Origin of the sequence: Streptomyces broussonetiae, assembly GCF_009796285.1 — a bacterium.
In the GTDB taxonomy this organism is placed as follows: domain Bacteria; phylum Actinomycetota; class Actinomycetes; order Streptomycetales; family Streptomycetaceae; genus Streptomyces; species Streptomyces broussonetiae.
The window spans coordinates 4,155,043-4,173,492 of record NZ_CP047020.1 but is presented as its reverse complement, the minus strand read 5'-3'; the positions used below and the strand labels follow the sequence as shown (position 1 = coordinate 4,173,492).

Annotated in this window: 15 protein-coding genes and 1 riboswitch; all 15 genes read left to right on the top strand. The window is 71.5% G+C overall.

Translation table 11 applies throughout. From position 1 onward, the window contains the following. Nucleotides 1-77: 77 nt before the first annotated feature. The 15 genes from GQF42_RS19235 (at nt 78) to GQF42_RS19165 (ending at nt 18,405) form a co-directional block, all read left to right on the top strand. The gene (locus GQF42_RS19235; RefSeq protein ID WP_158921554.1) at nt 78-2,282 is read left to right on the top strand and encodes an N-6 DNA methylase; all 2,205 of its coding nucleotides are present in this window, start codon (nt 78-80) and stop codon (nt 2,280-2,282) included. Between the two features lie 110 nt (nt 2,283-2,392). Beyond that, nucleotides 2,393-3,019, top strand: coding sequence for a hypothetical protein (locus GQF42_RS19230; RefSeq protein WP_158921552.1), 627 nt, complete (start codon nt 2,393-2,395; stop codon nt 3,017-3,019). Between the two features lie 38 nt (nt 3,020-3,057). Beyond that, nucleotides 3,058-4,551 carry a serine/threonine-protein kinase gene (locus GQF42_RS19225; protein WP_267906181.1) on the top strand — a complete coding sequence of 498 codons (1,494 nt, stop codon included), beginning with the start codon at nt 3,058-3,060 and terminating at the stop codon, nt 4,549-4,551. A gap of 72 nt (nt 4,552-4,623) precedes the next feature. Next, nucleotides 4,624-5,451: a glycoside hydrolase domain-containing protein gene (locus GQF42_RS19220; RefSeq protein ID WP_158921548.1), complete on the top strand. Its 828-nt coding sequence runs from the start codon at nt 4,624-4,626 to the stop codon at nt 5,449-5,451. 173 nt (nt 5,452-5,624) lie between these two features. Beyond that, the gene (locus GQF42_RS19215; protein WP_158930326.1) at nt 5,625-6,287 is read left to right on the top strand and encodes a SurA N-terminal domain-containing protein; all 663 of its coding nucleotides are present in this window, start codon (nt 5,625-5,627) and stop codon (nt 6,285-6,287) included. 106 nt (nt 6,288-6,393) lie between these two features. Next, nucleotides 6,394-7,443 (top strand): nucleoside triphosphate pyrophosphohydrolase, encoded by a 1,050-nt coding sequence (locus tag GQF42_RS19210; protein ID WP_158921546.1) that lies wholly within the window; start codon nt 6,394-6,396, stop codon nt 7,441-7,443. Next, the gene (locus GQF42_RS19205) at nt 7,440-8,738 is read left to right on the top strand and encodes a cytochrome P450 family protein (RefSeq protein WP_199272726.1); all 1,299 of its coding nucleotides are present in this window, start codon (nt 7,440-7,442) and stop codon (nt 8,736-8,738) included. Before GQF42_RS19210 ends, GQF42_RS19205 begins: the two co-directional genes overlap by 4 nt. A 179-nt stretch (nt 8,739-8,917) precedes the next feature. Then, nucleotides 8,918-9,997 (top strand): LysM peptidoglycan-binding domain-containing protein, encoded by a 1,080-nt coding sequence (locus GQF42_RS19200; RefSeq protein WP_158921544.1) that lies wholly within the window; start codon nt 8,918-8,920, stop codon nt 9,995-9,997. Nucleotides 9,998-10,179: 182 nt separating this feature from the next. Further along, a riboswitch (cyclic di-AMP (ydaO/yuaA leader) is annotated at nt 10,180-10,354 on the top strand. Between the two features lie 4 nt (nt 10,355-10,358). After that, nucleotides 10,359-11,075 (top strand): LysM peptidoglycan-binding domain-containing protein, encoded by a 717-nt coding sequence (locus tag GQF42_RS19195; RefSeq protein WP_158921542.1) that lies wholly within the window; start codon nt 10,359-10,361, stop codon nt 11,073-11,075. A 535-nt stretch (nt 11,076-11,610) separates the two neighbouring features. Then, nucleotides 11,611-12,897, top strand: a complete 1,287-nt coding sequence (gene eno / locus GQF42_RS19190) for a phosphopyruvate hydratase (protein ID WP_067121346.1) — start codon at nt 11,611-11,613, stop codon at nt 12,895-12,897. Nucleotides 12,898-13,002: 105 nt separating this feature from the next. After that, nucleotides 13,003-13,479 carry an FtsB family cell division protein gene (locus GQF42_RS19185; protein ID WP_158921540.1) on the top strand — a complete coding sequence of 159 codons (477 nt, stop codon included), beginning with the start codon at nt 13,003-13,005 and terminating at the stop codon, nt 13,477-13,479. Between the two features lie 51 nt (nt 13,480-13,530). After that, nucleotides 13,531-14,070, top strand: coding sequence for a DUF501 domain-containing protein (locus GQF42_RS19180; RefSeq protein WP_158921538.1), 540 nt, complete (start codon nt 13,531-13,533; stop codon nt 14,068-14,070). After that, the gene (locus GQF42_RS19175) at nt 14,067-15,008 is read left to right on the top strand and encodes a Ppx/GppA phosphatase family protein (protein WP_158921536.1); all 942 of its coding nucleotides are present in this window, start codon (nt 14,067-14,069) and stop codon (nt 15,006-15,008) included. Before GQF42_RS19180 ends, GQF42_RS19175 begins: the two co-directional genes overlap by 4 nt. Nucleotides 15,009-15,514: 506 nt before the next feature. After that, a complete protein-coding gene (locus GQF42_RS19170; RefSeq protein WP_158921534.1) occupies nt 15,515-16,894 on the top strand; it encodes an NAD(P)/FAD-dependent oxidoreductase in 1,380 nt (459 codons plus the stop codon). 218 nt (nt 16,895-17,112) lie between these two features. Then, the gene (locus GQF42_RS19165; RefSeq protein WP_158921532.1) at nt 17,113-18,405 is read left to right on the top strand and encodes a class I SAM-dependent methyltransferase; all 1,293 of its coding nucleotides are present in this window, start codon (nt 17,113-17,115) and stop codon (nt 18,403-18,405) included. The last annotated feature ends 45 nt before the right edge of the window (nt 18,406-18,450 follow it).

Sequence of the window (18,450 nt, the reverse complement as noted above, 5' to 3'; positions counted from 1 at the left end):
ATGTACACGGTCGTGAATGCCTCGATCTTGTGTTCGCCGGTATGCTCGGCACACACGGGACGAGGGGAGCGGGGCCGGTGCAGGACAACGCGACAGAGGTGACCGCGGCCGGTATCGCCCGGCTCGCCGGGGTGGGCCGGGCGGCCGTGAGCAACTGGCGCCGTCGGCACGCCGACTTCCCCAAGCCGGTGGGCGGCACCGAGACCAGCCCGTCCTTCGCGCTCGCCGAGGTCGAGACCTGGCTGCGCAAGCAGGGCAAACTCGCCGAAGTGCCGCTGCGGGAACGGGTCTGGCAGCAACTCGTCGGCCATCCGGCGGGCCCGTTGACCGCCCTGGTGCACACGGGCTGGGTCCTGCTGCTGATCCATGAGCGCCCCACCGTCTGGCTCGACGCGAGCGCCGGCTCGGACGAGCGCCTGGCCGCGGTGCTGCCCGGCGCACTGGAGCAGGTGATGACCCCGCGCTTCGGGGGTGCGCCGGGCCGGGGAGTTCACAGTGGCGGGCGCGGGGACGTCGGGGCGGCTGTGAACACGTCGGGCGAGGAGCGAGGTGGGAACGAGGGCGGTGAGCCGCAGACTGTGAACGCGCCCAGTGACGCACAGGCTGTGAACACCTCGTCGGCTGTTCACGGCGTGCCTGCCGCTCACACCACCACCGCCCTGCGCACCCCCACCGGCCCCCAGCTCTTCCTCTCCGTCCCTCTCCTGCGCGGGGCCGCCGAGCTGGCCGCCGAGGCGGGGGCGCGGCAGGCCTTCGAGTTCCTGCTGGGACGGCACCTGGACGCCAACCCCCGCCAGTACACGCTCACCCCGGCCGAACTCGCCGGGCTCATGGCCGACCTCGCCGGTCCCGCCCGTACCGTCCTGGACCCGGCCTGCGGCACCGGAGCCCTGTTGCGTGCCGTGGACACCCGTCCCGACCAGGAGGTGTACGCCCAGGACAGCGCCCCGGACCTGGCCGTGATCACGGCGCTGCGGCTCGCGCTGCACTCCCGGGCCGGTGTGCGCGCTGCCGCCGGGGACACCCTGCGCGCCGATGCCCACCCCGAGCTGCGGGCCGACGCGGTGCTGTGCCATCCGCCGTTCAACGAGCGCAACTGGGGCCATGACGAACTCGCCTACGACCCGCGCTGGGAGTACGGCTTCCCGGCCCGCACCGAGTCCGAGCTGGCCTGGGTGCAGCATGCGCTGGCCCGGCTGGCCGACGGCGGCGCCGCCGTGCTGCTGATGCCGCCGGCCGCCGCGTCCCGCCGCTCCGGACGCCGGATCCGCTCCGACCTGCTGCGCCGGGGGGCGCTCAGGGCCGTGGTCGCGCTGCCGGTCGGGGCGGCGCCGCCGTACAACATCCCGCTGCACGTGTGGGTGCTGCGCCGCCCCGACCGGACGCCCACGGCGCCCGAGGTGCTGCTCGTGGACACGGGGCGGTTCGCCGCGGAGGGGCGCGGCGGTCCGGACTGGGCGGCGGTGCGCGAGGCCGTCCTGGACGCCTGGCGGAGCTTCGAGCGCTCCGGCCGGCTGGAGGAGCGGCCGGGGCTCGCGCGGTCCGTGCCGGTCATCGAACTCCTCGACGACGACGTCGACCTCGCGCCCGCCCGGCACCTGCCGCCGGCTGCCGTGGCCGACGGTGCGGAACAGCTCACGGCGGTGCGCGAGCGCCTCGGTGCGACCCTGCGCCTGACCGCCGACCTCACGCCGCCTGCGGCCGTCCCCGCGCCGCCGGGCGCGCGCTGGCCGCTCACCACGATCGGCGAACTCGCGCGCGGGGGCGCGCTGATGATGCGCACCGGCGGAAACGGCGGCCGCGCGCGCGTGCCCGTACTCACCGACCACGACGTCCTCGCCGGAACGGCACCCTCCGGGATGCTTCCGGAGAGCGAGGAGGAGGCCGTGCTGACCGAACCGGGCGATGTCGTCGTACCGGTGCTGGGCGGAGGCTCGGTGGCGCGCATGATCGACGAGACGACAGAGGGCGCCGCCCTCGGGCGCAACCTTGTGCTTCTGCGCCCTGATCGCACGGCGCTCGACCCGTGGTTCCTCGCCGGCTTCCTGCGCGGCACCGCGAACAACCGGCAGGCCAGCAGCTACGCCTCCACCGCGACCCGGCTCGACGTGCGCCGTCTCCAGCTGCCCCGGCTCCCGCTGGACGAACAACGGCGCTACGGCGGGCGTTTCCGCGCACTCGACGAGTTCGAGCGGGCGCTGCGTCACACGAGCCGGCTCGGGGAACAGCTCGTGCGCGGGATGTACGACGGGCTGACGGACGGGACCGTGGCACCGGGCTGAGGTCCGGAACGCGGCAACGGTTCGGTACACCCGGGACCGGCTGTCCTTGTCGGCCTATACGCTCGGACTCAGCACACACGTCCGCACGCACCAGGCCTCCAGGAGCAGCCATGCACGGCCACGGCTACGCGCCGCCTCCGCCGCAGCCACCCTCGACCGGGGTGCTGGTCGTGCTGCGCGTGATCTTCGTGGCTGTGGCGCTGCTCAGCATCGGATTCCTGGCGTGGGTGGCGCCGCTGCGCGCGGCGATCGTGACCCGCAGGCCGGCCGAGTGGTGGTTCTTCGGCGGATCCGTGGTGGTCCTCGGTATCTGTTTCTCGCTCTTCAGCACCGACCACACCGACGACTTCAGCTCGCCGAACGGCACCCTGGGCATGAGCATGCTGCTGCTGAACGCCGTTGCCTGCGCCGGCTACTACCTCTATGCGGACATACGCCACTTCCACCGGCTCCGTCAGGCCCACGCCGGACAGGTGCCGTTGATGCCGGGCTACGGATACCCGCAGCCCGTGCCGCCGTTCACCGCGACGACCGCGCCGAGCACACCGCAACCCCCGTACGCCCCGGCCCCGATGCCCCACGCCCACACCCCCGCGCCCCGGCCACCCGTTCCCGCACCGCCGCAGCGCCCCGCGCCCGTCCGCATCGACCAGGTGCGCGCCGAACTCGACGAACTCAGCGACTATCTGCGCAAGCACCCCGGTGGACAGGGCGGCAGCCACGAGAGCGGAAGGTGAGTGTGGCGACAGGGCGTGTCGTCGCCGGCCGGTACGAACTGTCCACGCTCATCGGGCAGGGCGGCATGGGCCAGGTGTGGACGGCGTACGACCGGCGGCTGGACCGGCGCGTGGCGGTGAAGCTGCTGCGCCCCGACAAGGTGGCGGGCCAGGAGGCGGACGAGCTGCGCCGCCGGTTCCTGCGCGAGTGCCGGGTGACGGCTCAGGTCGACCACCCCGGTCTGGTCACGGTGCACGACGCGGGCAGCGAGGGCGAGGAGCTGTTCCTCGTCATGCAGTACGTCGACGGCGCCGACCTGTCCGACCATCTGGCCGAGCACGACCCGTACCCGTGGCCGTGGGCGGTCGCGGTGGCCGCGCAACTGTGCGCCGTGCTGAGCGCCGTACACGCCGTGCCGATCGTCCACCGCGACCTCAAGCCGCGCAACGTGATGGTGAAGCAGGACGGCACGGTGACCGTGCTCGACCTGGGCGTGGCCTCGGTCATGGACACCGACACCACCCGCCTGACCCACACCGGCTCCCCGATCGGCTCGCCCGCCTACATGGCGCCGGAACAGGCGATGGGCGGCGCGGTCGGCCCGTACACCGACCTGTACGCGCTCGGGGTGCTGCTGCACGAACTGCTCAGCGGGGACGTTCCGTTCGCGGGCTCCACGGCGCTCGGTGTGCTGCACCGGCACCTCTACGAGCCCCCGCTGCCCGTGTGCCGGATCCGCCCCGAGGTCCCCGAGGCGCTGGAGACGCTCGTCCTGCGGCTGCTCGCCAAGGACCCGCAGCACCGGCCGGCCTCCGCGCAGGAGGTGTACGAGGACCTGGCACCGCTTCTGCCCGCGCGTGGGATCCCCACCGGGGCGCCCTTGGACCCCACGCGCCCCTTCCTGCGCCCACATGCCCCCTGGCCGGACCGCGCGCGGACCTCCGCGCCCCAGCCCGCCCCGGTCTCGCCCGCGCCGCCGGTGGCCGACAGGCCCGACGTCGCCGCGGCCGTCGACGAGGTCAAGCGGCTGCTGGGGGAGGGGCGCATCACCCAGGCCGTGGACATCCTGGGCGCGATCCTGCCCGCCGCCGCCGAACAGCACGGTGAGCACTCCCCGGTCGTGCGCTCCCTGCGCAAGCAGTACGCGGCCACGCTGATGGACGACGGCCAGTACCGGCGCGCGCTGCCCGAACTGCGCCGCCTGGCCGACGAACGCGCCGCCGAGGCAGGCCAGGCCGACCCGCAGTCCCTGCGCTACCGCTATGAGGCCGCGCAGTGTCTGGAGCAGCTCGGCGAACCGGCGGCGGCGCTCGCCGAGTACCGCGCGCTGCTGCCCTACTACGAGAACCAGTACGTCTCCGGCGACCCGCAGCTCGCGCACGAAGTGCGCCGCCGCATCGGCCACCTCCTGCTCGCGCTCGGCGACCGGCCCTCCGCCCACGACACGCTCGCGCGCCTGCTGATGGACGTGGAGCGGCTGCACGGCCCCGGCCACCCGATGGCCCTGGAGATCCGGCGCACCCTGCAATGGCTGGGCCAGGTGCGCGGCTAGCGGGGGCGGTTGATACCTTGCGCTTCGCTCTGCCAGGTGAGGCAGGGGCGGCACACGCAAAGGGTGGGGATCATGGCAGGCCATCGGCAGTCGAAGAAGCGCAGATACATCACGTGGGCGGCGGTCGGCGCCGCCGTGGTCGCCGGGGCCGGGATAGCCGCGCAGACCTCCATGGCCGCCACCACGTGGCCGGCGCAGAAGACGTTCACCGGGCGCGCGTTCGACACGTGCGCCGCACCGTCGCTGTCCGCGATGAAGGCCTGGCACACCGGCTTCTACGGCGCCGCCGCCGTCTACGTGGGCGGCAAGAACCGCGGCTGCACCCAGCCCAACCTCACCTCCTCCTGGGTGAAGTCGGTCAGCTCCCTCGGCTGGAAGCTCGTCCCGCTCTACGTCGGCGCCCAGCCGCCCTGCCAGTCCGGGTCCAACCCGGAGAAGCTGACCGCCTCCACGGCCGCCTCCCTGGGCGCTCAGGACGCCGCCGACGCCGTGGCCAAGGCCTCCGCGCTCGGCATGAAGGCGGGCAGCCCGGTCTACCTCGACATGGAGGCGTACGACATCACGAACAAGGCGTGCAACGACGCCGTGCTGACGTATGTGCGCGCCTTCGACAAGGGGCTGCGCGCGAAGACGTACCGCAGCGGCTACTACGGCTTCACCAGCTCCAGCGCCAAGGCCGTCGCGACCGCCGCCGACAAGACGGACCTGCCGGGCAACCTCTGGTACGCGCTGTGGGACAAGCAGAACACGACGACCGCGGACTGGCCGTGGGGCGCGACCCAGTTCACCGGCCACAGCCGCGCGCACCAGTACATGGTCAACAGCAAGGAGACGTACGGCGGGGTCACCCTCACCGTCGACCGCGACGCGTGGGACGCGCCGGTGGCCATAACCGGCTGAGCCCGCACCGCCGAGCCCTCATCGGCCGAGTCCGGAGCGGCCGGGGGCGGTGACGGTGCCCGAAGCGCGCGTGAATCGTTGGTCCGATGGGTTGGCCCCGGCCTTCCCACTGCCTACCATCGATCATCGCAAGACTTTGTGCACCGTCGCACAATCTCCCCTTGGAGGTTAACTTGCACCGCCGCCGTCGCACCGCGCTCGTCCTCACCGCCGCGATCGCCGCTGCGGCACCCCTGCTGACCGCCTGCGGAAGCGATGCGCACCCGGGCGCCGCGGCCGTCGTCGGCGGGCAGCGGATCACCGTCGCCCAGCTGGACAGCCGGGTCAACGAGGTCCGCAGGGCGCAGCGGGCCGCGGTACCGGACGAGGCCCAGTACCAGCAGGTCCTCGCCTCCACCAGCAGCCTCACCCGCGACACCCTGCACAACATGGTTCTCGACCAGGTGCTGCACCGCGCCGCGCAGGACGAGGGCATCTCGGTCACCCGCAAGGAGGTCGAGCAGATGCGCGCGGGCCTGGAGCAGCAGGCCGGCGGGGCCGCGGCGCTGCAGACCGCCTGGCTGCAGAAGTACGGCATCGCCCCGGCCCGCCTCGACGAGAACCTCCAGCTCCAGCTGGAGGCGCAGAAGCTGGCGGCGAAGCTCGGCACCGACACCAGTCAGCCCGACTTCTGGAAGGCGCTGTCCAAGGCGTCCCGGGAACTGCGCATCGACCTCAACCCGCGCTACGGCGCCTGGGACGTGCAGAAGAGCAGCCGGGTGGATGCCAAGACACCCTGGGTGCGGGAGGTCACGACGGCCACCGGGACCAGCGGCGGGCAGCCGGTGACGGCGTAGCGCGCTGCGGATGCCAGGAGCAGACTCCGGGCATACGTTCACACGACCCGCCCCGCCCTGTGGATAACCGAATCCGCTCCGTCCCGCCGTGGGTTACGTTCGGATCGTGAACGCATCCAGCTCCGACCTCGCCCCGCCGGCCGACCCCGGTCGCATCGTCCTGCTCACCACCAGCCACCGGGTCGCCCCCGGCCTGCTGTCCTGGCCCGCCTGGCAGGCCCTGCGCACCGCCGACGCCGTGCTGTGCGCGGACGGCGCGCATCCGCAGCTGCCGTATCTGCGCGAGGCCGGGGCAGCGGTGGCTGAGGCGTCCCCCAGCGCGCAGGAGCTGGTCGACGCGTGCGCCGGCGGGCGGACGGTGGTGGTCGTGGCCACCGGAGAGGGCGAGCCCGCGCTCACCGACGGCCTGGCCCGGCTGGCCGGCTCGGGCCGTGTCTCCATGCCGGAGCTGGAGCTGCTGCCCGCCTCCTACGACCTGCCCGGCGCCCGCCTGCTGGACCTCGTGCAGGTCATGGACCGCATCCGTGCCGAGTGCCCCTGGTCCTCCCGGCAGACGCACGAGGGCCTCGCCAAGTACGGCATCGAGGAGGCGTACGAACTGGTCGAGGCGATCGAGGCAGGTGACCGGGAGGAGCTGCGCGAGGAGCTGGGGGACGTCCTGCTCCAGGTCGTCTTCCACTCCCGGATCGCCGAGGAGCACCCGGACGAGCCGTTCTCCGTCGACGACGTGGCAGGCGGCATCGTCGCCAAGCTCATCCACCGCCACCCGCACGTCTTCGGCGACGAGAAGGCCGAGACACCGGAGGACGTCAAGGAGCACTGGCTGCGCACCAAGGCCGAGGAGAAGCGGCGCACCTCGGTCACGGAGGGCGTCCCGCTCGGCCAGCCCGGCCTGGCCCTCGCCGCCAAGCTCGCCTCCCGCGCCCGCACGGCGGGCCTGGACGTCCCCCTGCCGCGCGGCGAGGGCGTCGGCTACGAACTGCTCGCCCTGGCGGTCCGCGCGGAGGCGGCCGGTGTCGACCCGGAGGCGGCGCTGCGCGCGGCGGCCCGCACGTACCGCGACGCGATACGGCAGACCGAGGGCACGGCACCCGGGACGGCGGCCACGGCACCGGAGCAGGAGCGGCGGACGGGTCCGGATACGGTCGAGGGGTGACCGACCAGCACCACCCCCCGACCACTCCCGGCCCCCCCGCGGACCGCGCTGGGGCCCCCGCCCTGTTCACCTGGGAGTTCGCCACCGATCCCTACCCTGCGTACGCCTGGCTGCGCGAGCACGCCCCGGTGCACCGGACGCGGTTGCCCAGCGGTGTCGAGGCCTGGCTGGTCACCCGGTACGCCGACGCCAAGCAGGCGCTCGCCGACCAGCGCCTGAGCAAGAACCCGGCGCACCACGACGAGCCCGCGCACGCCAAGGGCAAGACCGGCATCCCCGGCGAGCGCAAGGCCGAGCTGATGACGCATCTGCTGAACATCGACCCGCCGGACCACACCCGGCTGCGCCGGCTGGTCAGCAAGGCGTTCACACCCCGGCGAGTCGCCGAGTTCGCCCCTCGGGTGCAGGAGCTGACCGACCACCTCATCGACCGGTTCGCGCAGCAGGGTTCGGCCGACCTCATCCACGAGTTCGCCTTCCCGCTGCCCATCTACGCCATCTGCGACCTGCTCGGCGTCCCGCGCGAGGACCAGGACGACTTCCGGGACTGGGCGGGCATGATGATCCGGCACGGGGGAGGGCCCCGCGGCGGCGTCGCCCGGTCGGTCAAGAAGATGCGCGGCTACCTCGCCGAGCTGATCCACAAGAAGCGGCAGGCGCTGCCCGCCGAGCCCGCACCCGGCGAGGACCTGATCTCCGGCCTCATCCGCGCCTCGGACCACGGCGAGCACCTCACCGAGAACGAGGCGGCCGCGATGGCCTTCATCCTCCTCTTCGCCGGTTTCGAGACCACCGTGAACCTGATCGGCAACGGCACCTACGCCCTGCTCACCCACCCCGAGCAGCGTCGGCGGCTGCAGGACTCCCTGGTAAGAGGGGAGCGGGCCCTGCTGGAGACCGGAGTCGAGGAGCTGCTGCGCTACGACGGCCCGGTGGAACTGGCCACCTGGCGGTTCGCCACCGAGCCGCTCGCCGTCGGCGGGCAGGACATCGCGCCCGGCGATCCGGTGCTCGTCGTGCTCGCCGCGGCCGACCGGGACCCGGAGCGGTTCGCCGACCCGGACGTGCTGGACCTCGCCCGCCGTGACAACCAGCACCTCGGCTACGGCCACGGCATCCACTACTGCCTGGGCGCGCCGCTCGCCCGCCTGGAGGGTCAGAGCGCGCTCGCCACCCTGCTCACCCGCCTGCCCGACCTGCGGCTCGCCGCCGATCCGGCCGAGCTGCGCTGGCGCGGCGGGCTCATCATGCGGGGCCTGCGCACCCTGCCGGTGGAGTTCACGCCCACAGCCTGAACACCCCGTCGGCACACCTCGTCCAGGGGAGGACGACAGTGCCTCAACCCTGTGATCTTCACGTGATCTGCGCGGCATTAACTTGTGACAAGTGATCGTCAGCCGCTACGTTCACCCATCAGCGTGGCGACAGGCACCAGCCGCCGCGCCGGTCCTGCTGTCGCACGAAAGGCTTCCGCATGCTCACCGGGAACGGTCGTCACCGTCGCCCCCGTCAGGCTCCGGCCCTCCTCGTCGCGGCCGGAGTCACCGGCTCCGCCATCGCCATCCCGCTGCTCGGCGCCGCGAGCGCCAACGCGGCCGACGGCACCACGTGGGACAAGGTCGCCGAGTGCGAGAGCGGCGGCTCGTGGAGCGCGGACACCGGCAACGGGTACTACGGAGGCCTGCAGATATCGCAGGACGACTGGGACAAGTACGGCGGCACGCAGTACGCGGACACCGCCGACCAGGCCAGCCGCTCCCAGCAGATCGCCGTCGCCGAGAAGATCCTGGCCGGCCAGGGCACCAAGCCGTGGACCATGTGCGCGCTGACCGCCGGGCTGACCTCCAACTCCGCTTCGGTCGACGTCGACACGGGTGTCGGGAACTCCGGCAGCGGCAAGGGGTCGGGCAGCGACTCCGGATCGACCGACGAATCGGACTCGTCCGGTCTGTCGGATTCCTCCGGTGCCGGGTCCGGGCACGGGTCCGGTTCCGAGTCCTCCTCCGGCTCCGCGTCCTCCTCCGGCTCGGACTCCTCCGCGGACGCCGGTGTCACGCCGTCCCCTGGCCCGAGCACGGACAAGACGCCGGGCGCCGGGCGCGGTTCCGTCCCGAGCGGCACCCCCAAGTCGGACAAGACCGATAAGCCGGGCTCATCCGATTCCTCCGGCTCGGGAAACCCTCAGGGGAGCGACACCTCTCCCACGGCGACCCCGGGAACGGACGAGTCGGACAATCCCCAGCAGGCCGCCGGTTCGTGGAGTCTCGTCGACACCGGGGCCCTCAGTAGTGGCGGGCGTCACCGTGGTGGCAGCGCGGACGAAAGCGTGGCAAACGGTCAGGACGCCGCGTCCTCGGGTCGCCATGCGGGCCGTGGGCCGGGCGCGTACATCGTGCGCGAGGGCGACACCCTCACCTCCATCGCCGACGACCTCGGTGTCGACGGCGGATGGCGTGCGCTCTATACCGGCAACAAGAAGGCCATCGGCGCCGACCCGAACCACATCACCGCCGGTCAGACCCTGAAAGTCGGGGGCGAAAAGGGCGCCGAGTAGCGGGAGTTGACACCCTATTTCGCGACTGATGTCCGGTTTGGCGAAAGTGTGGGATGAGTCTCAGAAGCCCTGATCGTCTTTGAAATTCCGCCGAACGCATGTCTACGGTCAGGACCGCTCGTCACCACGAGCCCCGGCAGTCGCAACGCCGAATCCTGCCAGCGGTTGCCCGGGAACAGTCGTCGCGTCAAGCGCCGTAGGCAGGAGCGGGGGACCCAAGGTAGGTGCCGGAACCGGTGGTTGACACCGGAACCGGCTGGGGGTGAAGCCGCGGCTCGCGAACAGCGGGCCCGCGGCCGGGCAACTCAACCGGCCCGAACCCGACAGCTCACCTCGCAGGCGTCGGTGAGGGGATCGATTCATGCTGTTTTCCGGCAAGGGCAAGCACCGTCGTCCGTCCAAGGCCACTCGCGTCATCGCGCTCGCCGGCGTCACCGGTGCGGCCGTCGCCGCCCCGCTGATGGCGGCCGGCAACGCCTCCGCCGCCACCGCCTCCGAGTGGGACGCGGTCGCCCAGTGCGAGTCGGGTGGCAACTGGTCCATCAACACCGGCAACGGCTTCTACGGCGGTCTCCAGTTCTCCGCCTCCACCTGGGCCGCGTACGGCGGCACCGCCTACGCCTCGACCGCCAACCAGGCCACCAAGGCGCAGCAGATCACCGTCGCCGAGAAGGTCCTCGCCTCGCAGGGCAAGGGCGCCTGGCCGGTCTGCGGCTCGGGCCTGTCCTCCGCCGCGTACAACGGCTCCGCCCCGAGCACCGGCTCCAGCTCCGCCGGCAGCAGCTCCTCCTCCAGCAGCTCGTCGAGCAGCACCGCCACCCGCTCCGCCGATCAGCAGGCCGCCACCCGCTCCACCGAGCGCACGGCCCCGAAGGCGAGCAAGACCGTCACCACCCCGACCGGCAAGAAGGTCAAGAAGGGCGACGGCGAGTACAAGGTCGTCAAGGGTGACACCCTCAGCGCCATCGCCGAGAAGCACCACGTCCAGGGCGGCTGGAAGAAGCTCTTCGAGCTGAACAAGGACATCGTCGAGGACGCGAACCTCATCTACCCGGGCCAGCAGCTGCACCTGAAGTGACACCCGGCTGCGAGCCTGCCCACAGCGCCCTCACATCCCCTCCCCCCACGCTGAAGGCCCCGTGAGGGCCACCCCCGTCCCCACGGGCTCCCCGCCCCGGCGCGTGTTCCCCCGTACGCGCCGGGGCGGGGCTTTTGTCTCCCCGTCTGCCGTCTCCCCGTCTGCCGTCTGCCGTCTGCCGTCTCCCCGTCTGCCGTCCGGCGTCCGGCGCGCGCCGGCGGCCCCTCTCTCCGCGTGCGCCCCGGCTCTCATGTGCGCGTCCCTATATACGCGCCCGTCATATACGCGATATGCGCGCCCTCGTCCGCCGCATACGCGCCCGCGTACGCCGCCGCGCGTACTCCACCCGTTTCCCCGCTCTTCACCCCCACCCCTCTTTGTTCCGCTCATGAACAATGGGTACCGTCTGCATGTCCTTCCCTGTCCACGGGGCGGTCGGTCGACGGCCGCGGCCCCGGGGACGGTTAGGCTCTAGTCGCAAGGCGCAGCCGTAAGGCGCCCGCCCCGCACTTTCAGCGTCACATCCAAGAAGGAGATGCTCGTGCCGTCCATCGACGTCGTCGTAGCCCGGGAAATCCTGGACTCCCGAGGCAACCCCACGGTCGAGGTCGAGGTCGGCCTCGACGACGGCAGCACGGGTCGTGCCGCCGTTCCGTCCGGCGCCTCGACCGGTGCCTTCGAGGCCATCGAGCTGCGCGACGGTGACCCGAACCGCTACCAGGGCAAGGGTGTCGAGAAGGCCGTCCTCGCCGTCATCGAGCAGATCGGCCCGGAGCTGGTCGGCTACGACGCCACCGAGCAGCGCCTGATCGACCAGGCCATGTTCGACCTGGACGCCACCGACAACAAGGGCTCCCTCGGCGCCAACGCCATCCTCGGCGTCTCCCTCGCCGTCGCCCACGCCGCCTCCGAGGCCAGCGACCTGCCGCTGTTCCGCTACCTGGGCGGCCCGAACGCGCACCTGCTGCCGGTGCCGATGATGAACATCCTCAACGGCGGCTCGCACGCGGACTCCAACGTGGACATCCAGGAGTTCATGATCGCCCCGATCGGCGCGGAGTCCTTCTCCGAGGCCCTGCGCTGGGGCACCGAGGTCTACCACACGCTGAAGAAGGTCCTGAAGAACAAGGGCCTGTCCACCGGTCTCGGCGACGAGGGTGGCTTCGCCCCGAACCTCGGCTCCAACCGTGAGGCCCTCGACCTCATCCTCGAGGCCATCAAGGAGGCCGGCTACGCCCCCGGCCAGCAGATCGCCCTCGCGCTCGACGTGGCCGCCTCCGAGTTCTACAAGGACGGCAAGTACCTCTTCGAGGGCAAGGAGCGCTCCGCCGCCGAGATGACGGAGTACTACGAGGAGCTGGTCGCGGCCTACCCGCTCGTCTCCATCGAGGACCCGCTGTTCGAGGACGACTGGGCCGGCTGGAAGGTCATCACCGACCGTCTCGGCGACAAGGTCCAGCTGGTCGGCGACGACCTGTTCGTCACCAACCCCGAGCGCCTGGCCCGCGGCATCGAGGAGGGCACGGCCAACGCCCTGCTGGTCAAGGTCAACCAGATCGGCTCGCTGACCGAGACCCTGGACGCCGTCGAGCTGGCCCAGCGCAGCGGCTTCAAGTGCATGATGTCCCACCGCTCCGGCGAGACCGAGGACGTCACCATCGCCGACCTCGCCGTCGCCACCAACTGCGGCCAGATCAAGACCGGCGCCCCGGCCCGCTCCGAGCGCGTCGCCAAGTACAACCAGCTGCTGCGCATCGAGGAGATCCTCGACGACGCCGCGGTGTACGCGGGCCGCAGCGCCTTCCCCCGCTTCAAGGGCTGAGCCTTCCCGGGCTACGTCTTAGCCAGTCGTACGTACGTCCCCGTACCCGGTCCCGTACCGTGTCCGGGGACGTACGCACGTGTGAAAGGGGAGGCGGAGAGCCAGATGGCCGTCAGGGACCGGGACCGTTTCTCCACCGCGACCAGGCTGCGGCTGCTCGGCGAGCAGACGGCCGCCCGGGTCTACCGCTCCCAGACCAAACGGCAGGCCCGCCGCTCCCGGCTCACCGGCCGAGCGGCGCTGCTCGCACTGGTGCTGTGCTCGATGATCGTCGCGCTTGCCTACCCGATGCGCCAGTACGTCACCCAGCGCGCTCAGATCTCCGACCTCCAGCGGCAGCAGCAACAGGCCCGCAAACGCGTCGAGCAGCTGCGCGACCTCAAGGCGCGCTGGCAGGACGACTCCTACGCCGAGCAGCAGATCCGGCGCCGGCTGCATTACGTGATGCCGGGGGAGACCGGGTACGTGGTCGTCGACCCCGGTGCGGCCAAGCAGTCCCGCGCCGACCTGAGGGCCGCCCGGCGGCCGTGGTACGCCAATGTCTGGGACGGGGTCGACAAGTCCGACGCCTCCGACCAGTGATCGATCCGGTGATCGATTCCGTCATCGATAGAAAGCCAACCTGAAGCAGTCATGCAAACGCCCCCGCCGCCCACCCCGCGCACCGAGCCCACCGACGCGGACGTCGAGGCCTTCAAGCAGCAGCTGGGCCGCCCGCCGCGCGGCCTGAGGGCCATCGCGCACCGCTGCCCGTGCGGTCAGCCGGACGTCGTGGAGACGGCGCCCCGGCTGCCGGACGGCACGCCCTTCCCGACGCTGTACTACCTGACGTGCCCGAAGGCGTCCTCCGCCATCGGCACGCTGGAGGCCAACGGCGTGATGAAGGAGATGACCGAGCGGCTGCAGAGCGACCCGGAGCTGGCCGCCGCCTACCGGGCCGCGCACGAGGACTACATCCGGCGCCGGGACGAGATCGAGGAGCTGAAGGGCTTCCCGAGCGCGGGCGGCATGCCGGACCGGGTCAAGTGCCTGCACGTCCTGGTCGCCCACTCGCTGGCGGCGGGGCCCGGTGTCAACCCGCTCGGCGACGAGGCGCTGGCGATGCTGCCGCAGTGGTGGAGCAGGGGCGCGTGCGTGACGCTCACCGAGGACACCGAGGGGGACGAGAAGTGACCCGCGTTGCCGCTGTCGACTGCGGTACGAATTCCATCCGCCTGCTGGTCGCGGACGCGGACGTCCGGACGGGCGACATCGTCGACCTGGACCGGCGGATGACGATCGTGCGGCTCGGCCAGGGCGTCGACCGCACCGGCCGGCTCGCGCCGGAGGCGCTCGAGCGGACGTTCGCCGCCTGCCGCGAGTACGCCGCGATCATCAAGGAGCACGGTGCCGAGAGGCTCCGTTTCGTCGCCACCTCCGCCTCCCGTGACGCCGAGAACCGCGACGAGTTCGTGCGCGGGGTGTTGGACATCCTCGGGGTCGAGCCGGAGGTGATCACGGGCGGGCAGGAGGCCGAGTTCTCCTTCACCGGCGCCACCAAGGAACTGATCGGCCGAGACGACCTGGCCAGGCCGTATCTCGTCGTGGACATCGGCGGCGGTTCCACCGAGTTCGTCGTCGGCGAGGAGCACGTACGGGCCGCGCGCTCGGTGGACGTCGGCTGTGTGCGGATGACCGAACGGCACCTGGTGCAGGACGGCAAGGTCACCGACCCGCCCACCGAGGAGCAGATCGCCGCCATAAGGGCCGACATCGAGGCCGCGCTGGACCTCGCGGAGCAGACCGTCCCGCTGCGCGAGGCACACACCCTGGTGGGCCTGGCCGGCTCGGTCACCAGCGTCTCGGCCATCGCCCAGGACCTGCCGGAGTACGACTCCGCGCGCATCCACCACTCCCGGGTCTCCCACGACCGGGTCCGCGAGATCACCGAGTGGCTGCTGCGCTCCACGCACGCCGAGCGCGCCGCGATCCCGTCGCTGCACCCGGGACGGGTCGACGTCATCGGCGCGGGCGCCCTCGTCCTGCTCGCGATCATGGAGCGGATCGGCGCCGCGGAGGTCGTGGTGAGCGAGCACGACATCCTCGACGGAATCGCCTGGTCGCTGGCGTAGTCCGGCGGCCCGAGCGGGCCCGGCAGGGCCCGCTCGGGGCCCGCTCGGGGCCTTCCTGCGGAGGCTGCTTTCCCAGTTGTTTGCTACTGGTCGGTAGCCTCCGTTGAGCAGGTTGGATAACGTGTGAGCGGGCCGTTCGGGGGCTGCGGTGACACGCCGTCGGAAAAGTTCGTGAAGTTCTTCACAAGGAATTGGGTCCCGACGAGGGATCAAAGAGCCTTCATTGGCCCATCCGGGGGCTCACCAGCTCATCGAGCGGACCTCCCGGACCCTCGCCCAGGTGTCCGTGGGGGATGTCGTGGGGCTCGCTCGGTGGCCTTCGCGGAGGCCCTGAACGGCGCGGAGTGGCAGCTCACGCGGCCTTGACATCGGGGCGAACCGCCCCGGGGTACCCCGGTGGCCGCATGACCTGCGTCACGCGGGCCGCGCAGTTTAGCACAGGCCCTGTCGAACCTTGTGAAGGGGCGCACGAGCACCCCTCGAGGTGCGGGTGGATACTCGATGCCATGAGCACCACGGAGCGTCCCAGGATCCTCGTAGTAGGCGGTGGGTACGTAGGCCTGTACGCAGCTCGGCGCATTCTCAAGAAGATGCGCTTCGGCGAGGCGACCGTCACGGTCGTCGACCCCCGGTCGTACATGACCTACCAGCCCTTCCTCCCCGAAGCCGCCGCCGGCAGCATCTCCCCTCGCCACGTCGTCGTCCCGCTGCGACGCGTGCTGCCGAAGGCGGAGGTCCTCACCGGTCGGGTCACCACCATCGACCAGGACCGCAAGGTCGCCACGATCGCCCCGCTGGTGGGCGAGGCGTACGAGCTGCCGTTCGACTATCTCGTCATCGCGATGGGCGCGGTCTCCCGCACCTTCCCGATCCCCGGCCTCGCCGAGCAGGGCATCGGCATGAAGGGCATCGAGGAGTCCATCGGCCTGCGCAACCACGTGCTTGAGCAGCTGGACAAGGCCGACTCCACGACCGACGAGGAGCTCCGCCGCAAGGCGCTCACCTTCGTCTTCATCGGCGGTGGCTTCGCGGGTGCGGAGACCATCGGCGAGGTCGAGGACATGGCCCGGGACGCGGCCAAGTACTACAAGAACGTGTCCCGCGAGGACATGCGGTTCGTCCTCGTCGACGCCGCCGACAAGATCCTTCCCGAGGTCGGCCCGAAGCTCGGCCAGTACGGCAAGGAGCACCTGGAGAGCCGGGGCGTGGAGATCTACCTCTCCACCTCCATGGACTCCTGTGTCGGCGGTCACGTGGTGCTCAAGAACGGCCTCGAGGTCGACGCCAACACCATCGTGTGGACCGCCGGCGTCAAGCCGAACCCGGCCCTGTCCCGCTTCGGTCTGCCCCTCGGCCCGCGCGGCCACGTCGACTGCGAGCCGACCCTCCAGGTCAAGGGCACGGACTACATCTGGTCCGCCGGTGACAACGCACAGGTCCCGGACCTCGTCGGCCGCAAGGCGGGCAACGAGAACGCCTGGTGCCCGCCCAACGCCCAGCACGCGCTGCGTCAGGCCAAGGTCCTCGGCGACAACGTGGTCTCCGGTATGCGGGGCTTCCCGCAGAAGGAGTACGAGCACGCCAACAAGGGTGCGGTCGCCGGTCTCGGCCTGCACAAGGGCGTGGCGATGATCGTCATGGGCAAGATGAAGATCAAGCTCAAGGGCCGTCTCGCCTGGTACATGCACCGCGGCTACCACGGCATGGCGATGCCGACCTGGAACCGCAAGATCCGCGTCTTCGCCGACTGGACCCTCGGCATGTTCCTCAAGCGCGAGGTCGTCTCCCTCGGCGCCATGGAGAACCCCCGCGAGGAGTTCTTCGAGGCCGCCAAGCCGGCGCCGGTCGCCGCCGCCAAGACCGAGGAGAAGGCCAAGGCCTCCTGACCCCCGGTCAGCACCCTGCGGCCCCGGCCGATGAACGAACCGGAAGACCTCCCGCCATCCGTGGTGCGGGAGGTCTTCCGGCGTTTGTGGACCGGCCATCTACATGGCCGCTACAACTATTTTGCCCCGTTGTAACTCCTTTGCGGGACTGCGCCGAAGGGCCGACGGTGTTTACGTGGTAACCGGCATCCGGGATCGACGTCTTGGAGGTGTGCGCCATGGCCGACGCCGCGTCGCGGCTGAGGAGTCTTGCCGAACAGATGCTGGGAGTACCGCTCCCGCTGAGGATTCGGGCCTGGGACGGATCACAGGCCGGGCCGCCGAACGCGCCGGCACTGGTCGTCCGCAACCGCCGTGCCCTGCGCCGCATGCTGTTCAAACCGGGTGAACTGGGCCTCGCCCGCGCCTGGGTCGCCGGTGACCTGGACGTCGAGGGCGACCTGTACACCGCGCTCGAGGCGATGGCGGGACTGGTGTGGGAGCGCGGGGAGGACTCCCGCGGCCTTCTCCAGGCCGCGCGCGACCCCGGCGTCCGCGCCGCCGCCCGCGAACTGCTCAGGCTCGCCGGGCCGCCCCTGCCGCCCGCCCCGCCACGCGAGGAGGTCCGCAGGCCGCGCCGGCATCTGCACACCCGGCACACCGACAAGCGGGCCATCAGCCACCACTACGACGTCGGGAACGACTTCTACGAACTCGTCCTCGGCCCGTCCATGGTGTACTCGTGCGCCTACTGGGAGGAGGACGCAACCCTCGAGTCCGCCCAGCGCGACAAGCTCGAACTCGTCTGTGCCAAGCTCGGCCTGAAGGAGGGCCGGCGGCTGCTGGACGTCGGCTGCGGCTGGGGCTCCATGGCCCTGCACGCGGCCCGCGAGCACGGCGTGAGCGTCGTCGGGGTCACCCTCTCCCAGGAACAGGCCACCCACGCCCGCAAGCGGGTCGCCGACGCGGGTCTGGCCGACCGGGTGGAGATCAGGGTCCAGGACTACCGGGACGTCGCGGACGGCCCCTTCGACGCGATCTCCTCCATCGGCATGGCCGAACACGTCGGCGCCGAACGCTATCTGGAGTACGCCCGCAGGCTGCACGGCCTGCTCAAGCCCGGCGGACGGCTGCTCAACCACCAGATCGCCCGCCGCCCGCAGCACGACGAATCGGCGTACCACGTGGACGACTTCATCGACTCCTATGTCTTCCCCGACGGCGAGCTGGCCCCGATCGGCACCACGGTCACCCAGCTGGAGCGCGCCGGGTTCGAGGTGCGGGACGTGGAGTCCATCCGCGAGCACTACGCCCGCACCCTGCGCCGCTGGGTCACCAACCTGGAGGCGGACTGGGACCACGCGGTCCGGCTCACCAGCCCCGGCCGCGCCCGTGTCTGGCGGCTGTACATGGCCGCCTCCGCGCTCGCCTTCGAGCGCAACCGCATCGGCGTCAACCAGGTCCTGGCGGTCCGCACGCCCGACTCGGGCGCCTCCGGACTGCCCCTGCGCACCCGGACCTGGAACGCCTGACGCTCCGTACGGCGAAGGGGGCCTCGCGACGGCGAGGCCCCCTTC